The 18,596-nt window shown below is 53.6% G+C and carries 15 protein-coding genes and 1 tRNA gene; 12 read left to right on the top strand and 4 right to left on the bottom strand.

Going from position 1 to position 18,596, the window contains the following annotated elements:
* The first annotated feature begins 13 nt into the window (after positions 1-13).
* Positions 14-1,468 (top strand): carotenoid oxygenase family protein, encoded by a 1,455-nt coding sequence (locus D7D48_RS08355; RefSeq protein WP_125230978.1) that lies wholly within the window; start codon positions 14-16, stop codon positions 1,466-1,468.
* A 45-nt stretch (positions 1,469-1,513) separates the two neighbouring features.
* On the opposite strand, the gene D7D48_RS08350 is transcribed toward D7D48_RS08355, so the two are convergent.
* Positions 1,514-1,590 (bottom strand) — tRNA-Arg (locus D7D48_RS08350).
* 58 nt (positions 1,591-1,648) lie between these two features.
* On the opposite strand from D7D48_RS08350, the gene D7D48_RS08345 reads away from it, so the two are divergent.
* Entirely contained in the window at positions 1,649-2,380 is a 732-nt protein-coding gene (locus tag D7D48_RS08345; protein WP_125230977.1) for a queuosine precursor transporter, read from the top strand.
* 6 nt (positions 2,381-2,386) lie between these two features.
* Positions 2,387-2,791 carry a hypothetical protein gene (locus D7D48_RS08340; protein ID WP_125230976.1) on the top strand — a complete coding sequence of 135 codons (405 nt, stop codon included), beginning with the start codon at positions 2,387-2,389 and terminating at the stop codon, positions 2,789-2,791.
* Here the strand turns inward: D7D48_RS08340 and purQ are convergent.
* Positions 2,744-3,409 carry a phosphoribosylformylglycinamidine synthase subunit PurQ gene (gene purQ, locus D7D48_RS08335; protein ID WP_125230975.1) on the bottom strand — a complete coding sequence of 222 codons (666 nt, stop codon included), beginning with the start codon at positions 3,407-3,409 and terminating at the stop codon, positions 2,744-2,746. The two genes, D7D48_RS08340 and purQ, sit on opposite strands and share 48 nt — an antisense overlap.
* Complete coding sequence (purS, locus tag D7D48_RS08330) at positions 3,409-3,639, bottom strand: phosphoribosylformylglycinamidine synthase subunit PurS (protein WP_125230974.1); 231 nt, start codon at positions 3,637-3,639, stop codon at positions 3,409-3,411. Before purS ends, purQ begins: the two co-directional genes overlap by 1 nt.
* Before the next feature lie 236 nt (positions 3,640-3,875).
* Here purS and D7D48_RS08325 point away from each other — a divergent pair, with 236 nt between their 5' ends.
* The 9 genes from D7D48_RS08325 to D7D48_RS08285 all read left to right on the top strand — a co-directional run bounded on the left by D7D48_RS08325 (position 3,876) and on the right by D7D48_RS08285 (position 16,534).
* Positions 3,876-6,383 (top strand): GcvT family protein, encoded by a 2,508-nt coding sequence (locus tag D7D48_RS08325; protein WP_125230973.1) that lies wholly within the window; start codon positions 3,876-3,878, stop codon positions 6,381-6,383.
* Between the two features lie 4 nt (positions 6,384-6,387).
* Positions 6,388-7,602, top strand: coding sequence for an aromatic ring-hydroxylating oxygenase subunit alpha (locus D7D48_RS08320; RefSeq protein WP_245964409.1), 1,215 nt, complete (start codon positions 6,388-6,390; stop codon positions 7,600-7,602).
* Positions 7,599-8,852, top strand: a complete 1,254-nt coding sequence (locus tag D7D48_RS08315) for a sarcosine oxidase subunit beta family protein (protein WP_125230972.1) — start codon at positions 7,599-7,601, stop codon at positions 8,850-8,852. The genes D7D48_RS08320 and D7D48_RS08315 overlap by 4 nt, the downstream gene beginning before the upstream one ends.
* Before the next feature lies 1 nt (position 8,853).
* Entirely contained in the window at positions 8,854-9,126 is a 273-nt protein-coding gene (locus tag D7D48_RS08310) for a sarcosine oxidase subunit delta (protein WP_125230971.1), read from the top strand.
* On the top strand, positions 9,123-11,984 hold the full coding sequence (locus D7D48_RS08305; protein WP_125230970.1) for a 2Fe-2S iron-sulfur cluster-binding protein: 2,862 nt from the start codon (positions 9,123-9,125) through the stop codon (positions 11,982-11,984). The genes D7D48_RS08310 and D7D48_RS08305 overlap by 4 nt, the downstream gene beginning before the upstream one ends.
* Positions 11,977-12,483 (top strand): sarcosine oxidase subunit gamma, encoded by a 507-nt coding sequence (locus D7D48_RS08300; RefSeq protein WP_185739826.1) that lies wholly within the window; start codon positions 11,977-11,979, stop codon positions 12,481-12,483. Before D7D48_RS08305 ends, D7D48_RS08300 begins: the two co-directional genes overlap by 8 nt.
* A 33-nt stretch (positions 12,484-12,516) precedes the next feature.
* A complete protein-coding gene (locus D7D48_RS08295; RefSeq protein WP_125230968.1) occupies positions 12,517-14,106 on the top strand; it encodes a BCCT family transporter in 1,590 nt (529 codons plus the stop codon).
* Positions 14,107-14,243: 137 nt separating this feature from the next.
* Entirely contained in the window at positions 14,244-15,236 is a 993-nt protein-coding gene (locus tag D7D48_RS08290) for a LysR family transcriptional regulator (RefSeq protein WP_125230967.1), read from the top strand.
* Positions 15,233-16,534, top strand: coding sequence for an alpha/beta hydrolase family protein (locus tag D7D48_RS08285; protein WP_185739825.1), 1,302 nt, complete (start codon positions 15,233-15,235; stop codon positions 16,532-16,534). The genes D7D48_RS08290 and D7D48_RS08285 overlap by 4 nt, the downstream gene beginning before the upstream one ends.
* A 112-nt stretch (positions 16,535-16,646) precedes the next feature.
* Here the strand turns inward: D7D48_RS08285 and D7D48_RS08280 are convergent, their stop codons facing one another.
* The gene (locus D7D48_RS08280) at positions 16,647-18,587 is read right to left on the bottom strand and encodes a potassium transporter Kup (RefSeq protein WP_125230965.1); all 1,941 of its coding nucleotides are present in this window, start codon (positions 18,585-18,587) and stop codon (positions 16,647-16,649) included.
* Positions 18,588-18,596: the final 9 nt, after the last annotated feature.

Genomic DNA, 18,596 nt, shown 5'->3' with positions numbered 1-18,596 from the left:
AGAGGAGAGTGAAATGCGGGTCGAAAAACTGCCGCCGGTGAAAGCAACGCTGCAACCGAGCAACCACCCTTATCTCAACGGGGCATGGACGCCGCAGCATGAGGAAGTTACCGCGACCGATCTTGATGTGATTGAGGGCCGGATTCCGGACGACATCGATGGTGTCTATTTGCGCAACACCGAAAATCAGTTGCATCAACCGCTTGGACGCTATCACCCGTTTGACGGCGATGGCATGATCCACCAGATCGATTTTTCCTGCGGTAAAGCCAGCTATCGCAACCGCTTCGTTCGCACCCGTTGCTTTCAGGCCGAGCAGGATGCTGGCGGATCGTTATGGGGCGGGTTGATGGATAAAACGGGCGTATCCAAACGCCCTGGCTTTGGCGCGCATGGGAGCCTGAAAGATTCCTCCAGCACGGACATCATCGTGCATAACGGCAAAGCAGTGTCTACTTTCTACCAATGCGGGGAGGGTTATGTTCTTGATCCCGAAACATTGGAGCAAGAGGGTGTGGCGCCTTGGGTGCCGCTTGATGGTATTTCTGCGCATCCCAAGGTGGATGAGCGCACCGGCGAATTGTTGTTCTTCAACTATTCGAAACATCCGCCCTATATGCATTATGGCGTTGTTGATGGCAGTGGAAAGCTGGCGCATTATGTGCCCGTCCCGTTGCCGGGGCCGCGCCTGCCGCATGACATGATGTTCACGCAAAACTGGTCAATATTGTGCGACTTCCCGTTGTTTTGGGACGAAGAATTGCTGAAACGTGATGTCCATGTGACCCGGCTGCACGAGGGGCTACCATCGCGTTTCGCGCTCATCCCGCGTTATGGGCAGCCAGAGGATATTCGCTGGTTTGAGGCGGATCCGACTTTCGTCCTGCATTTCATTAATGCCTATGAAGACGGCGACGAAGTCATTCTCGATGGCTATTTCGAAGAAGACCCCTATCCGCCGCCCATCGAAAATGCCGACGGCTATGGACATATGATGGCTTATGTTGACGAGCATAGCTTCAAACCAAAGCTGCACCGTTGGCGTTTTAATTTGGTTGATGGCACAACACGCGAAGAGCGTCTCGACAACCGCATTCTTGAATTCGGGATGATGAACCAGCGTTATCTGGGGCAACCTTATCGTTATGCTTATAGCACAACGTCCAAGCCCGGCTGGTTCCTGTTTAACGGTTTTGTGAAGCACGATATGGTCACGGGCGAGTCCTGGACCATAGAGCTTGCGGAAGGGCGCTACGGCAGTGAGGCACCCTTCGCTCCGCGCGTAGGTGCAGTGGACGAAGACGATGGCTATCTCGTGAGCTTTGTAACTGATGAAAATCGCGGGACATCGGAATGTATCTTGATCGACTGCAAACGCTTTGCAGAAGGGCCGGTTTGCCGCATTGCTTTACCGCACAAGATCAGCAGCGGCACACATGCGCATTGGGCGGATCGTTCGGTTCTTTAACGCGAAATTTTTGCTATCCGTTCGGTTGGCATCATGGTTCGCAATTGGCGCGCCCTACAGGAGTCGAACCTGTGGCCTCAAGATTAGAAGTCTCGCGCTCTATCCAGCTGAGCTAAGGGCGCGCGCTAGGTTGCGCAATAACGGCTTTGCGCGTGAACGCAAAGCTGCTTATGTCAATTTATGCAGGACACACCAATTATCTCCCAAAGCGCAAGCGACCTCACTGGCCGCCAATTTCGTTATTATGATTTTGTTATGGCGGCCTTTGTCGCCATTTTGTTGCTTTCTAACATTATAGGTGCAGCCAAGCCTGCGGCGCTCACAATATCAGGCGAGCAATGGATTTTTGGCGCTGGGATATTGTTCTTTCCCTTAGGCTACGTCATTGGCGATGTCCTGACAGAAGTCTATGGCTATGCGCGCGCGCGACGTGTCATCTGGGTTGGCTTTGCGGCTATGCTGTTCATGGCGTTTATGAGCTGGGTTGTTGTGGCTCTGCCGCCTGCGCCCGGTTGGGACGGGCAGGCAGCGTATGAAAGCGTGTTTGGCCAAGTCTGGCGGATCGTTATTGCCTCCATCACCGCGTTTTGGGCGGGCGAGTTTGTAAACAGCTATGTCATGGCACGCATGAAGATTTGGACGGCTGGTAAGCATTTATGGTCGCGCACCATTGGCTCAACGTTTGTTGGGCAAGGCATCGATAGCCTCATTTTTTATCCGCTCGCCTTTTGGGGGGTGTGGAGCAACGAGCAAGTTATAAATGTTATGATCACTAACTGGCTGCTGAAAGTGGGTTGGGAGGTCGTGTTGACGCCGGTCACTTATGGTGTTGTTGGCTGGCTGAAACGCAAAGAAGGGGTCGAAATTTTCGACAAGGGCACGAATTTTTCACCATTTAAAACAAAAGTTTAGAATATCATGCAGGACCGTTTACAGCTTTTGGCCGAGCATTGGGTCAGTTATAAAATTTGGCTGATTGAAACGGTTGGCCTGACTAATGATGCGATGCATGTTCACGGGTCGCTATTGATATTGTGCGTGTCCGCTTTGATATTGCGGCGGCGGCCGGACAGCCTTTGGTGCTGGTTAATTGTCTTTATTGCTGAGTTGTTTAACGAATATGCAGATTTGCGCGGTGCGGCACCCGGCGAGGCAACAATGGATGCAGCCTATCATGATATCTACAACACCATGTTCTGGCCAACGGTGATATTGATATTGGGGCGTTTCTTATTCCCGCGAAAGAAAAAGGAAGTGGCGGGTCTAGCTGCGCCGTCAGGCGATTTGTCGCAGAAGCCCCTCGAACAAGCGACGTCCGTCTGACCCGCCATGCACAGCTTCGGTCATCCGTTCGGGGTGCGGCATCATGCCGAGTACATTGCCGCCTGCGTTTAGCACGCCCGCGATATTCCGAGCTGAGCCATTGACGTTTTCGGTGTAGCGGAAAGCAACACGGCCTTCGCCTTCAAGCCTGTCCAGCGTATCGCTGTCAGCGAAATAATTTCCGTCATGATGCGCCACGGGAATTTGGACCTGTTCACCGGTGGAATAACCTCTTGTAAAAGCAGAGCTATTGTTTTCGACCGTAAGGCCAACTGTGCGGCACACAAAGCGGATCCCGGCATTGCGCATAAGAGCGCCGGGCAAAAGACCAGCTTCTGTTAAAATCTGAAAGCCATTGCATACACCCAGAACGGAGACTCCGCGTTCTGCCGCTTTAATGACCGCCTGCATAACGGGAGAGCGGGCAGCCATGGCACCAGAGCGCAGATAGTCCCCATAAGAGAAGCCGCCGGGAATAGCGATTAAATCAAGCCCATCGGGCAGGTCGCCAGCGCGGTGCCAGACCAAAGTTGTTTCGGCACCTGTAATGTCGCGAATGGCAACAGCCATATCACGGTCGCAATTGGAACCCGGAAACTGGATAACCGCCGCGCGCATCAGGCCTGCTCGATCTCGAAATTTTCAATGACCATATTGGCCAGTAACTTTGTGCACATCGTTTCTAAGTCGGACTTCGACACGCTTGGTTCATGTTCGATTTCGATCAGGCGCCCGGCCCGCACGTCATGAACGCCCGAAAAACCTAAGCCCTCAATGGAGTGATGGATGGCTTTTCCCTGCGGGTCGAGCACACCGTTTTTTAATGTTACAAAAATGCGCGTTTTCATTCGACCCATCCACTTGTCAGTTTCCGTTTCTATAGAAGCCGTCACGTGTGATTCAAGCGTAAGCTAACACCAATCGCATTTTAACACGGCTTCGAAAGTTTGGTCCAAAGAAACAATGTAAAATGCTAATATTTAGCATTAGAAAAAACTATATATACCTAATTGGGACGCAATCCAATTGCGGCACCGCCATGTCATCTGACATAGCCGATTCACATCAAAGTTGAGTGAATAAAATGAAAAAAACGGCACGGGCGGTAGTGATTGGTGGCGGCGTTGTAGGCGTAAGCACTTTGTATCATCTCGCCAAGATGGGGTGGAGCGATGTTGTCTTGCTGGAACGCAAGGAACTGACTTCGGGGTCAACATGGCATGCTGCGGGGCTTCTGCCGCTCTTCAATCTCAGTTATTCTGTGGGTAAGTTACATCAATATTCGGTGGCCTTGTATCCCACTTTGGAATCGGAAACAGGACTGCATGCGGGATTGTCGCAAGTCACAAATATCCGTCTGGCGACAACCAAGGACCGGATGGATGAATATCATTATTATGCTGGTGTTGCGCGCACCATTGGCGTTGATGTCAACTTCCTAACGCCGGATCAGGTTAAAGAAATTTGGCCGCTTGCCAATATGGACGGTGTCATTGGCGCGATTCAGCATCCCGATGATGGGTATATTCAACCTGCCGATCTTACGCAGGCGCTGGCAAAGGGCGCGCGGCAGCGTGGGGCAACGATTTATCGCAACACAACGGTCACCGGTATCACGCAGCAACTTAATGGAGAGTGGCTAGTTTCGACAGATCAGGGTGACATCACTTGCGAGCATGTCATATCCTGCTCAGGTAACTTTGCGCGACAAACCGGAGCGATGGTTGGGTTGGATATCCCTGTCATACCCGTCGAGCACCAATATCTGGTGACCGACCAGCATCCCGCAATCATGGAGCGCAAAAAGGCGGGCCTGCCGGAAATGGGCGTGCTGCGCGAATCTGACGCGAGCTATTATATGCGTGAGGAAGCTGGCGGCCTTTTGCTTGGGCCGTATGAAGTCGGCGCGCCCGCTTGCTATGTCGATGGCCCTGCTGCGAACAGCGAATATGAACTATTTCCGGACGCGCTCGAACGGCTTGAGCCCTACATACTTGCGGCAATGAATCGTGTGCCGGCCTTTGGTGAAGTCGGTATCAAGAAAGTTTATAATGGCGCGATTGCTTATACGCCTGACGGATCGCCGATCATTGGCCCTGCATGGGGCCTCAAAAACTTTTGGCTGAACGAAGGCCACAGCTTTGGGATTACGGCCGCAGGCGGCGCGGGTTGGCAGTTGGCCCACTGGATTGTGGATGGGGAACCGACCATCGACATGATGGGCGTCGATCCACGCCGCTTCGGCGATTATGCTGGTCGAGGCTTTCTTGTTGAGAAGAATGAGGAGGCCTATGCGAAGGTCTTCACGGTGCACTATCCTGATGAGGAGCGCGAAGCGGGACGGGCATTGCGGCGCACGCCATGCTATGACCGGATGAAATCACTTGGCGCGGTGTTTGGTAGCGTGTTTGGCTGGGAACGCCCCAACTGGTTTGCACCCGCTGGCTATACCTTAAGCGAAGCCGATCTCGACAAGCCCGATGTGTTGTTGAATGATAATCATCCCGTTGTGCCCGGCGAACCCGTCCGTGAAAAATGGTCGTTCCGCCGTTCCAATTATTTCGAACATGTCGGCAATGAATGCCTGCATGTGACCAAGCATGTCGGCATTCAGGATATGAGTGCCTTTGCCAAGTGCGAAATATCGGGCCCGGGTGCGGAAAGCTGGCTTGACGAATTATTGACAAACGCGGTGCCTAAAAAGGTTGGGCGGGTAACCTTGTCCTATCTGCTGACGCATAAGGGTGGCGTGCGCAGTGAATTTACCGTCTATAAAGCGGCGCCGCAGCGTTATTATCTTGTCTCGGCCGGGGCATATGAGCGGCATGACCATGATTATCTGAAAAAGGCCATGCCAAAGGATGGATCGGTCAATTTCGAACGGCTGACAACGTCTATGGGTGTCCTAGTGCTTGCTGGGCCGCGGTCACGTGACGTGCTGGCAAAGCTGACGGATGCGGATTTATCAAACGAGGCCTTCCCATGGCTGACGGGTAAGAAAATGAGCATTGGTGTTGCGCAAGTAGACGCGTTGAGGGTCAACTTTATTGGTGAGCTCGGTTGGGAAATTCACCATCCGATTGAAATGCAGAATTATATTTTCGACAGACTGATGGAGGCTGGCGCTGAATTCGACATCAAGCCATTTGGCATTCGCGCGATGACGTCGATGGCGCTAGAGAAAAGCTACAAGCTTATCCCGCGCGAATTGTCCGTTGAATATTCCGCTTATGAAAGCGGCTTGGACCGTTTCATTAGCCTCAAGAAACCATCGTTTTTTGGACGGGAAGCGTTGCTGGCATGGAAAGAAAGTGGCAGCGCCAACCAGTTGGTTACCATGGAAGTGCATGATGTTACCGATGCTGATGCGCGCGGTTCGGAGCCAATTTATCATGGCGAAGACCTTGTTGGTCGCGTGACATCGGGTGGCTATGGCTGGCGCGTCGGTAAGTCGCTTGCACTTGCGATGGTCCGTCCGGATCTGGCAGTGCAGGGCGCGGAATTGGAAATTGTGATTTTGGGCGTTCGGCATAAAGCCACGATCATTGCCGATTCACCCTTTGATCCTGATAACATGGCACTTAGGAGCTAAACCCGTGTCGCACTTCGCACCGATCGCTAATTGGCTTGCCAATGACCGTAATGGCTACACACTTCCCCGTGGTTTGTATGTCAGTGATGAGGCGTTCGCATTCGATACGCAGGTCATGCTCAAATCGGTTTGGTTATATGCCTGCACTGTCGCCCATATAAAAAATCCGGGCGATTATTTTGTTTTCGAATTGGCAGATAACTCGATCATCATCGTGCGTGGGCGCGATAATGAGGTTCGGGCGTTTTGGAACAGTTGTCGGCACCGCGGTGCAAAAATCTGCCTTGAACAAAGAGGGCGTGCGCCACGTTTGATGTGTCCTTATCATCAATGGACCTATGGCCTCGATGGGCAATTACTTGCAGCGCGCAGCATGGCAGAGGACTTTGACAAGGCTGACCATGGTCTTTCACCGGTTGCGCTGGAAAATGTGGGCGGTCTGATTTTTATCTGCTTGAACGATAATCCGCCGCCGATTGATCGCGTAAAGGCAGACATTGTCGATCAGATCGCGATGTATGACCTCGAAAAATTGAAGGTCGTTGTCCAAGACAATTATGTTGAAGACGCCAATTGGAAGCTGGTTATGGAAAATAACCGTGAATGTTACCATTGCGACGTAGGTCATCCCGAATTGATTAGCGTACTAGGAACAACAGGGTTCGGTAAAGACGCTCCTGCCGATGATTATCTGGAGGGGAAGCGTGCAGAATGGCAGTCATTGGGTATTGACCGCGACCTGATAGAATTTCCTGATGGTTGGTGGCATCGCGTCGCGCGTTTGGCATTGGCAAACGGCGCTGTGACGCAATCGATTGACGGCAAGCTTGCCTGCCAGAAACTCATTGGCCCTTTTACACAGCCTGAAACCTCCAGCCTGTCAGTTTGGACACAGCCCAATAGCTGGCATCATTTCTGTTGTGATCATGTTGTGACATTTTCGTTGACGCCCATTGGGCCCGACAAGACAATGCTGCGAACTAGCTGGCTCGTGCATGAAGACGCGGTTGAAGGGGTCGATTATGACCCCGATAATCTGGCAGCATTATGGCGGAAAACCAATCAACAAGACGGGCACTTTTCTGCGATTAATCATCGTGGGATCGCGAATGATGGCTATGTTCAAGGGCCGTATGCGCTGGAGGAAAAGTTGGTTGATGATTTTAAGGCTTTCTATGTGAGCCGTGCGAAAGCGGCGCTGGCGCAGGTGCAATCATGACTCGTTTCAGTGCGTTAAGTCTGTTTACCAAAGCGTTTGGGGGGCATCAAAATTGGCCTGAACAATGGCCGGATGCTGCACCTAAGCCTGCTTATGATGCGATTATCGTCGGCGGTGGCGGCCATGGTCTCGGCGCGGCTTATTATCTTGCCAAGAAATATGGGATTACCAATGTCGCCGTGCTTGAAAAGGGCTGGATTGGTGGCGGCAATACCGGGCGGAATACGACGATCATCCGTTCCAACTATCTGTATGACGAAAGCGCGCATCTTTACGATCACGCCGTGAAATTGTGGGATGGCCTCAGTCAGGAACTCAATTACAATATCATGTATTCCAAGCGCGGCGTCATGATGCTCGCGCACAATGTGCATGACGTGCAAAGCTTGCAACGGCACATTAATGCCAATCGCCTAAACGGTGTTGATAATGAATGGCTGACGCCTGAACAGGCGAAAGCCTATTGTCCGCCATTGAACATATCGCCAGACGCGCGGCACCCGGTCTTGGGGGCGGCGCTGCAACGGCGCGGTGGCACTGCGCGACATGACTCTGTGGCCTGGGGCTATGCACGTGCAGCGGCTGCTTTGGGCGTAGATATCATTCAGAACTGCGCCGTCACGGGTATCCGTCGTGACGCAAATGGCGCGGTAGAAGGTGTGGAAACCACAAGGGGTTATATAGCATCCAAGCGCGTCGGCGTATCGGCGGCAGGTAATACGTCGGTTGTCATGCAAATGGCTGGGCTCGACTTTCCGCTCGAAAGCTACCCACTGCAGGCGCTGGTGTCGGAACCCATCAAACCGACCTTCCCGTGCGTCGTGATGTCGAACACGGTTCACGCCTATATGAGCCAGTCGGACAAGGGCGAGTTGGTGATTGGCGCGGGAACCGACCAATATGTGAGCTATTCGCAACGCGGTGCGTTACATATTGTGGAACATACGCTCGCTGCAATCTGCGAAATATTCCCGATTTACCGTCGAATGCGCATGTTGCGGACATGGGGTGGCATTGTCGATGTGACGCCGGATCGCTCCCCGATATTGGGCAAGACTCCGGTCAAAGGCCTTTACGTCAACTGCGGGTGGGGCACAGGCGGGTTTAAGGCTACGCCGGGTGCAGGGGACTTGCTGGCCTATACCATGGCAAAAGACGAACCGCACAAGATCAACGCGCCTTTCAATCTCGATCGTTTCCGTAACGGGCGATTGATTGACGAAGCCGCAGCAGCAGCGGTGGCGCACTGATATGATCCTGATCCATTGCCCCTATTGTGACGAGAAACGTCCCGAAATTGAATTTGCCAACGCAGGACAGGCGCATATCGCGCGCCCGCTTGACCCGTCAGGGCAAAATGACGCGGAATGGGAAGATTATCTCTTTATCCGTGCCAACCCGCGTGGGCGGCACCATGAACGCTGGCGGCATATCCATGGCTGCGGTCGTTTCTTTAACGCGGTGCGGGATACCGTAACCGATAAATTTGAGACAACATATAAAGCCGGGGAGCCGCGCAGATGAGTGGCTTTCGTCTTGAAACTGGCGGACGTGTTGACCGCAGCCAACCAGTTACATTCAGGTTTGATGGTAAGGCCTATCAAGGCTTTTCGGGTGACACTTTGGCGTCGGCATTGCTCGCCAACGGGGTGATGCTGTTCGGCAGATCTTTTAAATATCACCGCCCGCGTGGCTTGGTTGCAGCGGGGAGCGAAGAGCCCAATGCCCTTATTTCGGTTGATCGCGGGCCAGGCCGTTTCACCCCCAATTTGCGCGCGACAGGGGTTGAAATCCATGATGGGTTAAAGGCGTTCAGCCAAAATCGCTGGCCATCATTGTCGATGGATTTTGGCGCGATCAACGATCGGCTGGGAATGTTTTTTCCGGCAGGTTTTTACAACAAAACTTTCATGTGGCCGCGCTCCTTTTGGGATAGAGTGTATGAGCCGGCTATTCGCAAGATGGCCGGGCTTGGCGATGCGCCCACGGCTGAAGATCCCGATATATATGCATCAACCTACGCCCATTGTGATCTGCTGATTATTGGAGCCGGACCTGCCGGTATCGACGCGGCGCTTGGTGCGATGGATACAAACAAGCGTATTGTTCTAATTGATGAGCAGGATGAATTGGGCGGCGGCGCATTGGCCGACCCTGCATTATGGCCATGGCTGGAGCGTAGCGTTAAAGCATTGGCTGATGCACCCAATGTTACGATCCTTACACGCACGACGGCTTTTGGTTATTATCACGACAATTTCATTGGCGCGGTGCAGCGGCTGACCGACCATCTTCCTGATGTAACGCATGGGTCACGGGAGAAATTGTGGCGCATTAGGGCAGGTGAAGTCGTGCTTGCGCAAGGCGCTATCGAGCGACCACTTGTTTTCGATGGTAACGACACGCCTGGCGTGATGCTCTCGTCCGCAGCAAGGGTCTTTGCCAATCGCTATGGCGTGGCCGTGGGCAAATCTGTGACATTAATGGCATCGCACGATAGCGGCTGGCATGATGTCTTCACACTGGCCAAAGCCGGTATTGGCATTGCCGCCATTATCGATGTCCGTGAAAGCGTGGACAGCGCGTTAATGCGCGAGGCGGAACGGCTGGGTATCACTTTTTATCTGCACCACGGCGTGGTTGGCGTGAATGGCAGGCATGGTGTAACTTCCGTTGATATATGTAATTATGATGACCAACGGGTGCATCGCGTTGAGACGGATGCGCTCTTGATGGCGGGTGGCTGGACGCCAAGCGTGCATTTATGGTCGCACAGCAAGGGCAGCCTGAAATGGCGCGATGACCTTGGCGCTTATGTCCCAGATGTCCCAAATGAAAATGTCCACTGTGTTGGTGGATGCTCTGGCGACTGGGATTTTGGAAAGGGCACGGTTATCGATGTGTTGCCCACGCCTAAGGACCAAAGCCGCATAAAGGCCTTTGTCGATTACCAGAATGATGTGACAGCAAAGGATATCAAGCTCGCTGTGCGTGAGGGCTTTCGTTCCATCGAACATATCAAGCGGTATACCACCAACGGTATGGCGACTGACCAAGGCAAGACATCAAACCTTAACGGTCTGCAAATCGCTTCGTCTGCCCTAAATAAACCCGTTCCTGATATCGGCCTCACCAGCTTTCGTCCGCCTTACACGCCCCAGACATTTGGGGCATTGGCCGGACATGCCAAGGGCGCGTTGTTCCAACCCACACGGACAACCAATATCGATAGCTGGGCGCAGGCACATGGCGCTGTATTTGAGCTGGTCGCGCAATGGCGACGTGCACGTTACTTTCCCAAAGCGGGTGAGGATATGCATGCGGCGGTCAATCGAGAATGCGTTGCTGTGCGATCGTCGGTTGGTATTTTTGATGCATCGACACTGGGTAAGATCGAAGTCGTTGGCCCAGATGCCGCTGAATTCCTGAACCGCATGTATACTAACCCATGGAAGGCGCTGGAGCCAGGTCGGTGTCGTTATGGTTTGCTGCTAAAGGAAGATGGCTTCATAACCGATGATGGTGTGTCGGCAAGGTTGGCACCAGATCGGTTCCACCTGACCACGACAACCGGCGGCGCGGCACGCGTGTTGAATATGATGGAGGATTATCTCCAGACCGAGTGGCCCGACCTTGACGTTTGGTTGACCAGCACGACCGAGCAATATGCGGTCATCGCCCTGCAAGGCCCCAATGCACGAAAATTGCTTGAACCTTTGGTCGAAGGCATTGACCTATCCGCAGAAGCATTCCCGCATATGGCAATTCGCGAAGGAATGATCTGTGGCATAAAAACGCGCCTGTTCCGCGTAAGCTTTACCGGAGAACTGGGCTTTGAGATCAATGTGCCGACGGCCTATGGCCGCTTTGTCTGGGAACAATTAATGGCGCACGGCGCGCAATATGACATCACCCCTTACGGCACTGAGGCAATGCACGTTTTGCGCGCCGAAAAAGGCTTCATTATTGTGGGACAAGATACTGATGGTACGGTGACGCCGTTTGACGCTGGCCTTGATTGGGCGGTTGGTAAGAAAAAGCCTGACTTTGTTGGCAAAAGATCCATGGCGCGCCCCGATATCGTTGCATCAGGTCGCAAACAATTGGTTGGGCTACTGACCGATGACCCCAATGTCGTTTTGGAGGAAGGCGCGCAGATTGTTGCTGACCCCAAACAACCCATCCCTATGACCATGATTGGCCATGTGACATCTTCTTATTGGAGCGAAACACTTGGCCGTTCGATTGCGATGGCGCTGGTAGCAGGCGGACATGATATGGTGGGCGATACCTTATATATTCCAATGCCAGGCAAGACGCATACTGCCAAAGTCAGCGGCACCGTTTTCTACGACCCGGAAGGAGCACGGCTGCATGTCTGATAACCTTATTCGGCATGAGCCAGTTTCCGATGCGCCCTTTGTAGCAGATGGTGTGCGTATCAGTCTTGCACCGCCGATGCAGCGGCATGCGCTGCGAGCACGCAATGCAGAAGATTTGGAGCGCTTGTTACAGGTCAAGATACCAAGGCAAATCGGCGCGTCCGAAGGTGGCATTATGTGCCTTGGCCCTGATGAATGGCTTTTACGCGCTGACGTTGACGCGCCGATCCCGACAGGGGACGGGCTTCCGGTCGCGATCACAGATGTTAGCGAACGATCCATTTGCCTTGTCATCGAAGGCCCGCGCGCGTCCGAGATTTTAATGGCCGGATGCCCATTGGACCTCAACCAATTTGCCGTTGGTCGGGCAACACGTACCATTTATGAAACGGTCGAAATTATCATCCTGCGTGAGGCAGAGGATCGTTTCCATGTCGAAGTTTGGCGCAGTTTTTCAGAATGGCTTTGGACGGCGATGACAACGGCGGCACGCCATTGACCGAACGGCATCGCACCTTTGGGGGAGGGTTCAATGGCAGATTGGGATAAAGCAATAGATCTGGGAAATTACGGCCAGTCCAATCGTAACTGGGGCGGGATGCACATCAATCCCGCGGTATTCTTGCCAACTGCCTTCATTTCCTTCGCCGTCATTTTATTCAGCCTGATTGCGCCGAAAGCGTCGACGGACCTGTTTGCGGCGTTGCGCAGTGGTGCGGTTTCCCACTTCGACTGGTTCTTTATGACGTCGGGAAACCTGCTTTTGCTCTTCTGCGTTGTTGTTGCGCTGTCGCCGCTGGGCAAAATCCGTTTGGGTGGTAAAGGCGCGAAGCCAGATTATTCGCGGCTTTCGTGGTTTGCGATGTTGTTCGGCGCGGGCATGGGCATCGGCTTGGTTTTCTATGGTGTGGGTGAGCCTGTTACCCATTTCACATCCGCCATGGCGGGCGGTCCTGCCGCACCATTGGGGGGTGCCATCGGCAATCCTGAGGCTGCACGCAGCATAGCGATGGCGGCGACTATCTTTGACTGGGCGCTGCATCCTTGGGCAATTTTCACCGTGACCGGTCTTGCGCTTGCGGTGTTCACCTTTAACTTCAATATGCCGCTATCGATGCGGTCGGCATTCTACCCTGTGTTTGGCAAGGCTGTTTGGGGCCGCACCGGGGATTTTTTGGAGATTTTGGCGGTCCTTGCCACAATCTTTGGACTTGCGACGTCTCTAGGCCTTGGTGCGCAGCAGGCGATGGCAGGGATTGCCTATCTGTATGACGTGCCAAGCTCGTCGCTGACAATCCTCGCGCTCATTTTCGTGATGGCGGGTATTACCTTTCTGTCGATTAGGGGGGGCATTGATCGCGGTATCCGGATTTTGAGTGAAGTGAACATGTGGGTCGCCTTTGCATTATTAATCTTTGTGTTGACCACGGGCTCGACGCTTCAACTGCTTGGCGACCTTGCCAGTAACATCTACAACTATCTCAAACTGCTCCCGTCATTATCCAACCCACTGGGGCGGACGGACACCGGTTTTTACAATGATTGGTCGGTATATTATTGGGCGTGGTGGATGAGCTGGGCCCCCTTTGTTGGCATGTTCATGGCGCGTATTTCATTGGGCCGAACGGTGCGCGAATTTATTGCTGGCGCTATGATTTCGCCAAGCTTGCTCGGCATATTGTGGCTAACCATTTTTGGCGATGCCAGCATTGCGCAAATTGTTGCCGGCAATGGTGCGGATTTGGCCAAAGCATCGCTCGACACGCAATTATTCGTTCTACTGGGCGCTTTGCCTTGGGCGCAATTCACGTCTTTTGTAGCGATTGTACTCATCCTCATCTTTTTCGTAACGGGATGGGATTCTGGTACACTTGTAATCGATACGATGACGGCGGGTGGGCGCACCGATACTTTGCTGAAGCAAAAAACGATATGGTTGGTCGCGGTGGGTGGTATCGGCGTCCTTCTCCTCCTCAACGGGGGGCTCACTTCGCTTCAGGCTGGTGCTATCGCCACGGGACTGCCCTTGGCCTTCATCTTGTTGGGCATGTGCATTGGCACCTTGAGAGGCTTACTGGCATTGCATCGGCATCCGGTTAGCACCTACGATCCGGCAAAGTGATGCAAGCATGCAACGCTGCTGAAGCATAATCTGTTTATGTCGAAAATGCATGGCATTATTACGTAAAGTCTTGAATATCCATTAGCGTAGGTAATGTTAGTCATTGACTATACCTGCGCGCTTGGAGGGGCTGTTGTATGAAATTGCCACAGGAATTCGACCTGCACGCATTGGAAGTGTTCATCATGACCGTGGAGCTAGGCGGCATGTCGCAATGCGCTGCGCATCTGCAGGTCACGCAATCGGCGGTTTCGCAAACGATTGCCCGGCTGGAAACTGGTATTGGCGCGTCCTTATTTGATCGCACGATGCGCCCATTAGGCTTAACGGCAAGCGGAAAATCCTTATTTGCGCGTGGTCACAAGCTGATCGCCCATGCCCGCCTTGCATATGATGAGGTCCGCGAAGGCGCGAATTTGCCTATTTCGAGTGTTACCGTCGCGATGTCGTTCAGCCTTGCCAACGAACTTACCGCGCCGCTTCTTCAGCATCTTGGCGCACGTGCGGATCGATGGAACATTCGGTCTGGCATTTCTATGGAGCATCAAGGCGAGTTTTTGGCGCGGGACATTGACATGTTGGTCACCGGCAGTTTCAGCCTTGAACATCGCGACACTGTGGAGCTGCACCCTGTGTTCGAAGAGAGCTTCATCATGGTTTTCCCGAAAGACTTTCGCGAGCCATTGGACATTAGCGGGGTGCCATCGTCATCCTTGCCGTTCATCCGTTTTTCGCGCCTGACGGGCACAGGCCAGCAAATCGAACGTCAGATTGTCCGGATGAAATTGAAACTGCCGCAGATGGTCGAAGTTGAATCCTCGCATCAGCAATTGGCGCTGGTGGCCGCAGGCATTGGGTGGACCATCACCACGCCGGTGTGCCTGGCAGCGGTGCCGGAGCTGCTGCCGGAGCTACGCGCTGAACCGATGACGCGTGGGCGCTTCTCGCGCGCGGTTCAGGTTGTGGCGCGGATGGATGAACTCGGTGACATTCCGCAGCGCACCGCAACTTTATGCCAGAAGGTCCTGCGCGAAAAAACCTTCCTGCCATTGATTGCGGAATATCCTTGGATGGCCCAACAATTGTCCTGGCCCGCATCGCCGTTCAGCGGCGAGGAGATGATCGCGTGATCCGCAACATCTGGCTTGCAGGCCTTGCCCTGTTTGCGGTGCCGGTACAGGCAGGCGTCCCGAGCATCCCCAGCGTTGATGCGCCAGAACTTGCCGCTTTGGGTCCAAATACAGTTGGTTTCCGTTCCATCCTGCTCACCCATCATAATCAGCCGGATGTCGAAAACGCCAAGGTGGATGGTACCCAAGTGCCGCGTGTTGATCGTAGTTTGCGGGTCGATATCTGGTATCCTGCGTTGCCTACTAAAGGGGCTAAGCCCGTCCTCTATCGCGGAAGCCTGTGGGCGGAACCGCCGTTCCCACCGGTAAGCTTCTCGCAACAGGGCATTGCTGTGGCGGACGCGCAGTCTGCAGGGAACAAGCATCCATTGGTCATCATCAGCCATGGCTACAGCAACAACCCCGCCATGATGACCTGGCTCACCGAAAATTTGGCGTCCAAGGGATATGTCGTTGCCGCTATTCATCACAATGACCCAAACCCCTATGTCGCGTCGCCCAGCACCCGCGCTGCGCCGAATTTCAACCGACCGCGCGACATCATTTTTGTCACAAGCGAACTGCGCACCATTTTGGGCGACCTTGTCGATGCGGCTAATGTGGCGCTGATTGGCTATTCACAAGGCGGCTATGGCGCGCTGACCGCTGGCGGGGCATCGCTGGATCCGGCGGGTCCGAATATGGAACTGGTGGCGGGTGGATCGCTTAAAGCATTTGCGCGCGGCACGCCGCAGGCCGATGCCATAGCGTTAAAAGGCGTAAAGGCCGTGGTGGCATTGGCGCCTGCTGGCGGTGCGCCACGGAGCGCTTGGGGCGCAGAAGGGCTCGCCGCGATCACCGCGCCTTTGCTTTTGATTCACGGCGATAGCGACCCTGTTGTGGAATATAAAAGCGGTGCGCTAGCGGTCTTTAACGGCGCAGTGAACAGTCAGCGCTATCTGCTCACCTACAAACAGGCGGGCCATGCCATTGCGCTTAACCCTGCACCGCCGGAAATGCGCGGAACGGTTTGGGATATCGACTGGTTTGAAGACCCCATCTGGCGGCAGGATAGGATGAACGCCATCAACCTGCATTTCATCACCGCATTTCTGGCCGTCCACCTTCGGAAAGACCACAATAAGTCCGCCTATCTGCATATGGCGGTTGAAGATTCGGATGACGGCACATGGGATGCCCCCGCCGGAACAGCATGGGGCGCCTATAGCCCCGGCGGCGAAGGCGTTACATTATGGAAGGGCTTCCAACGCCGCCATGCACGGGGAATGACGTTGCAGCATCAGGCGGCCGCGAAGTAAGGTTAGGGTTGCGACACCCACCAAAGGACAAATTTTTTAGCCGCGCCGGTGATTGCACAAAAGCGCTGTCGTTACATATGTAGCCATCGGAAGCCCCCGCCTTTACGGTCCTTCAGACGACAACCTGCGCGCCGATGGCAACGATTTGGTTGGACGGAATATTGAAAAACTCGGCTGGATTATAGGCGTTGCGTTGCAGGAATATCAAAATGATGTCCTGCCAGAAGGGCAAACCTTCGTCTTTGGAGGCTTGCAACATGTTGCGACCAACAAAATAGCTCGTCATTATTGCATGTAACGGCGTGTCGTTTTTCGGAATTGCGAATGCCAAATCCGCGGGCACATCGGGGGTGTCCATGAAACCATATCGCAATGTCACTCGGGTGAAGTTCGCGTCTATCTTCTCATAAGTGGCGCGTTCGTCTTGCGGTACATAAGGAACACTCGCGGTGCGCACGGTCAGCACGATATTGCGTTCATGCAGCACCCGATAATGTTTCATATTATGTAGGATAGTTCCGGGAACGCCTTCCGGATTTGCTGTCATATAAACCGCAGTTCCCGCAACACGGGTAATGGCGCTTTTCGATAATGAACGACCGAGTTCGGTGAGCGTCATAGCGCCATCATTTTCTTTCAGATCGATCAAGCGTTTGCCGCGCACCCATATCCAGATGAGCAAGCAGATGAACGCGCCCAATGCCAATGGAACCCAGCCGCCTTCAAACACCCGCAAAATGTTTGCGCCAAAGAAAATGAGGTCAATCGCAAGGAAGGGGGTTATGACCAGCAAGGATTTGCCAAGACTCCAGTGCCAGAGTTTGTGAACCACCACAAAGGCAAGGCATGTGGTGACAACCATCGTACCAGTTACGGCAATACCATAAGCAGACGCCATTGCCGACGAATTGCCAAACTCCAACACCAACACACATACGCCAAATAACAACATCCAGTTGATTGCAGGGATATATATCTGACCGGCGCTTCCTGCGGATGTTTGAACAATCTTCATGCGCGGCAAAAGACCGAGCTGGATGGCTTGCTGCGTCAAGGAATAGGCGCCCGTAATGACCGCCTGGCTGGCAATGATGGTCGCAAGTCCCGTCAATATGATCATGGGAATGCGCAAAGCCTCAGGCGACATCAGGAAAAACCAATCTCTGGTTTCAAGCGCTATGCCCGCGGCCTGGGCCTGTTCTAAAGCGACCATGGCAAATGCGCCTTGCCCGAAATAGTTTAGGCTTAACGCGGGGAACACCAGCAGAAACCAACCCAGACGGATTGGAAGTCGGCCGAAATGTCCCATGTCTGCGGTCAAGGCCTCCGCACCTGTGACGGTCAAAAACACCGACCCCAAAACGATTAATCCAATCATGCCGTTATTGGAGAGAAATGACACTGCATGATGCGGCGACAATGCGCCCAAAATAGCGGGATAGCTTGCTATATGCATGACACCAAGCGCGCCGATGGTCACAAACCAAATAACGCATATCGGGCCGAATAGCTTACTGACCATTGCCGTGCCGCGAAACTGAATGGCGAACAAACCCAACATAATCAGCAGGGTTATGCCGATGATCGTCTTTTGCGAGATGTTGTCGCCGATATTGGGGATGGTTTTGACCCCCTCCACGGCTGAGAGCACAGATAATGCGGGCGTGAGAATGGCATCGCCGTAAAATAAAGCAGCGCCCGCTGCGCCCAGCGCGAGCACCGCACCTTTGCGTCCGCCCATTCCTCGACCTGCAAGTGCAAGCTGGGCCAGCACGCCGCCCTCTCCATCATTGTCCGCGCGCATCAGGAAAATGATATATTTAACGGTAACCACCAAGATCAGCGACCAGAGAGCCAGACTAAGGACCCCAAAAATTGCCGTATCCTGTATTCCACCTAAAGGCGCGCTGTGATGCAGAGCCTCCCGAAATGCGTAGAGCGGACTGGTGCCAATATCGCCGAAAACAACGCCAATCGCGCCAATGGTGAGGGCTGCGACAGAGTGTTTGTGTAAAGATTGGGACTCAACCGAACCCGAATGCGTATCTTGCATTTCCGGAAG

The sequence above is a fragment of the Sphingorhabdus wooponensis genome, from assembly GCF_003933235.1.
Taxonomy (GTDB): Bacteria; Pseudomonadota; Alphaproteobacteria; order Sphingomonadales; family Sphingomonadaceae; genus Sphingorhabdus_B; species Sphingorhabdus_B wooponensis.
Note: the sequence above shows the minus strand (reverse complement) of the source record. Positions and strands in the feature narration are given on the sequence as shown.

Bases quoted from the DNA above. Each gene is read 5' to 3' on its own strand.
- D7D48_RS08355 (WP_125230978.1), top strand. From the start codon at position 14: ATGCGGGTCGAAAAACTGCCGCCGGTGAAAGCAACGCTGCAACCGAGC.
- D7D48_RS08345 (WP_125230977.1), top strand. From the start codon at position 1,649: ATGCAGGACACACCAATTATCTCCCAAAGCGCAAGCGACCTCACTGGC.
- D7D48_RS08340 (WP_125230976.1), top strand. From the start codon at position 2,387: ATGCAGGACCGTTTACAGCTTTTGGCCGAGCATTGGGTCAGTTATAAA.
- purQ (WP_125230975.1), bottom strand. From the start codon at position 3,409: ATGCGCGCGGCGGTTATCCAGTTTCCGGGTTCCAATTGCGACCGTGAT.
- purS (WP_125230974.1), bottom strand. From the start codon at position 3,639: ATGAAAACGCGCATTTTTGTAACATTAAAAAACGGTGTGCTCGACCCG.
- D7D48_RS08325 (WP_125230973.1), top strand. From the start codon at position 3,876: ATGAAAAAAACGGCACGGGCGGTAGTGATTGGTGGCGGCGTTGTAGGC.
- D7D48_RS08315 (WP_125230972.1), top strand. From the start codon at position 7,599: ATGACTCGTTTCAGTGCGTTAAGTCTGTTTACCAAAGCGTTTGGGGGG.
- D7D48_RS08310 (WP_125230971.1), top strand. From the start codon at position 8,854: ATGATCCTGATCCATTGCCCCTATTGTGACGAGAAACGTCCCGAAATT.
- D7D48_RS08305 (WP_125230970.1), top strand. From the start codon at position 9,123: ATGAGTGGCTTTCGTCTTGAAACTGGCGGACGTGTTGACCGCAGCCAA.
- D7D48_RS08300 (WP_185739826.1), top strand. From the start codon at position 11,977: ATGTCTGATAACCTTATTCGGCATGAGCCAGTTTCCGATGCGCCCTTT.
- D7D48_RS08295 (WP_125230968.1), top strand. From the start codon at position 12,517: ATGGCAGATTGGGATAAAGCAATAGATCTGGGAAATTACGGCCAGTCC.
- D7D48_RS08290 (WP_125230967.1), top strand. From the start codon at position 14,244: ATGAAATTGCCACAGGAATTCGACCTGCACGCATTGGAAGTGTTCATC.
- D7D48_RS08280 (WP_125230965.1), bottom strand. From the start codon at position 18,587: ATGCAAGATACGCATTCGGGTTCGGTTGAGTCCCAATCTTTACACAAA.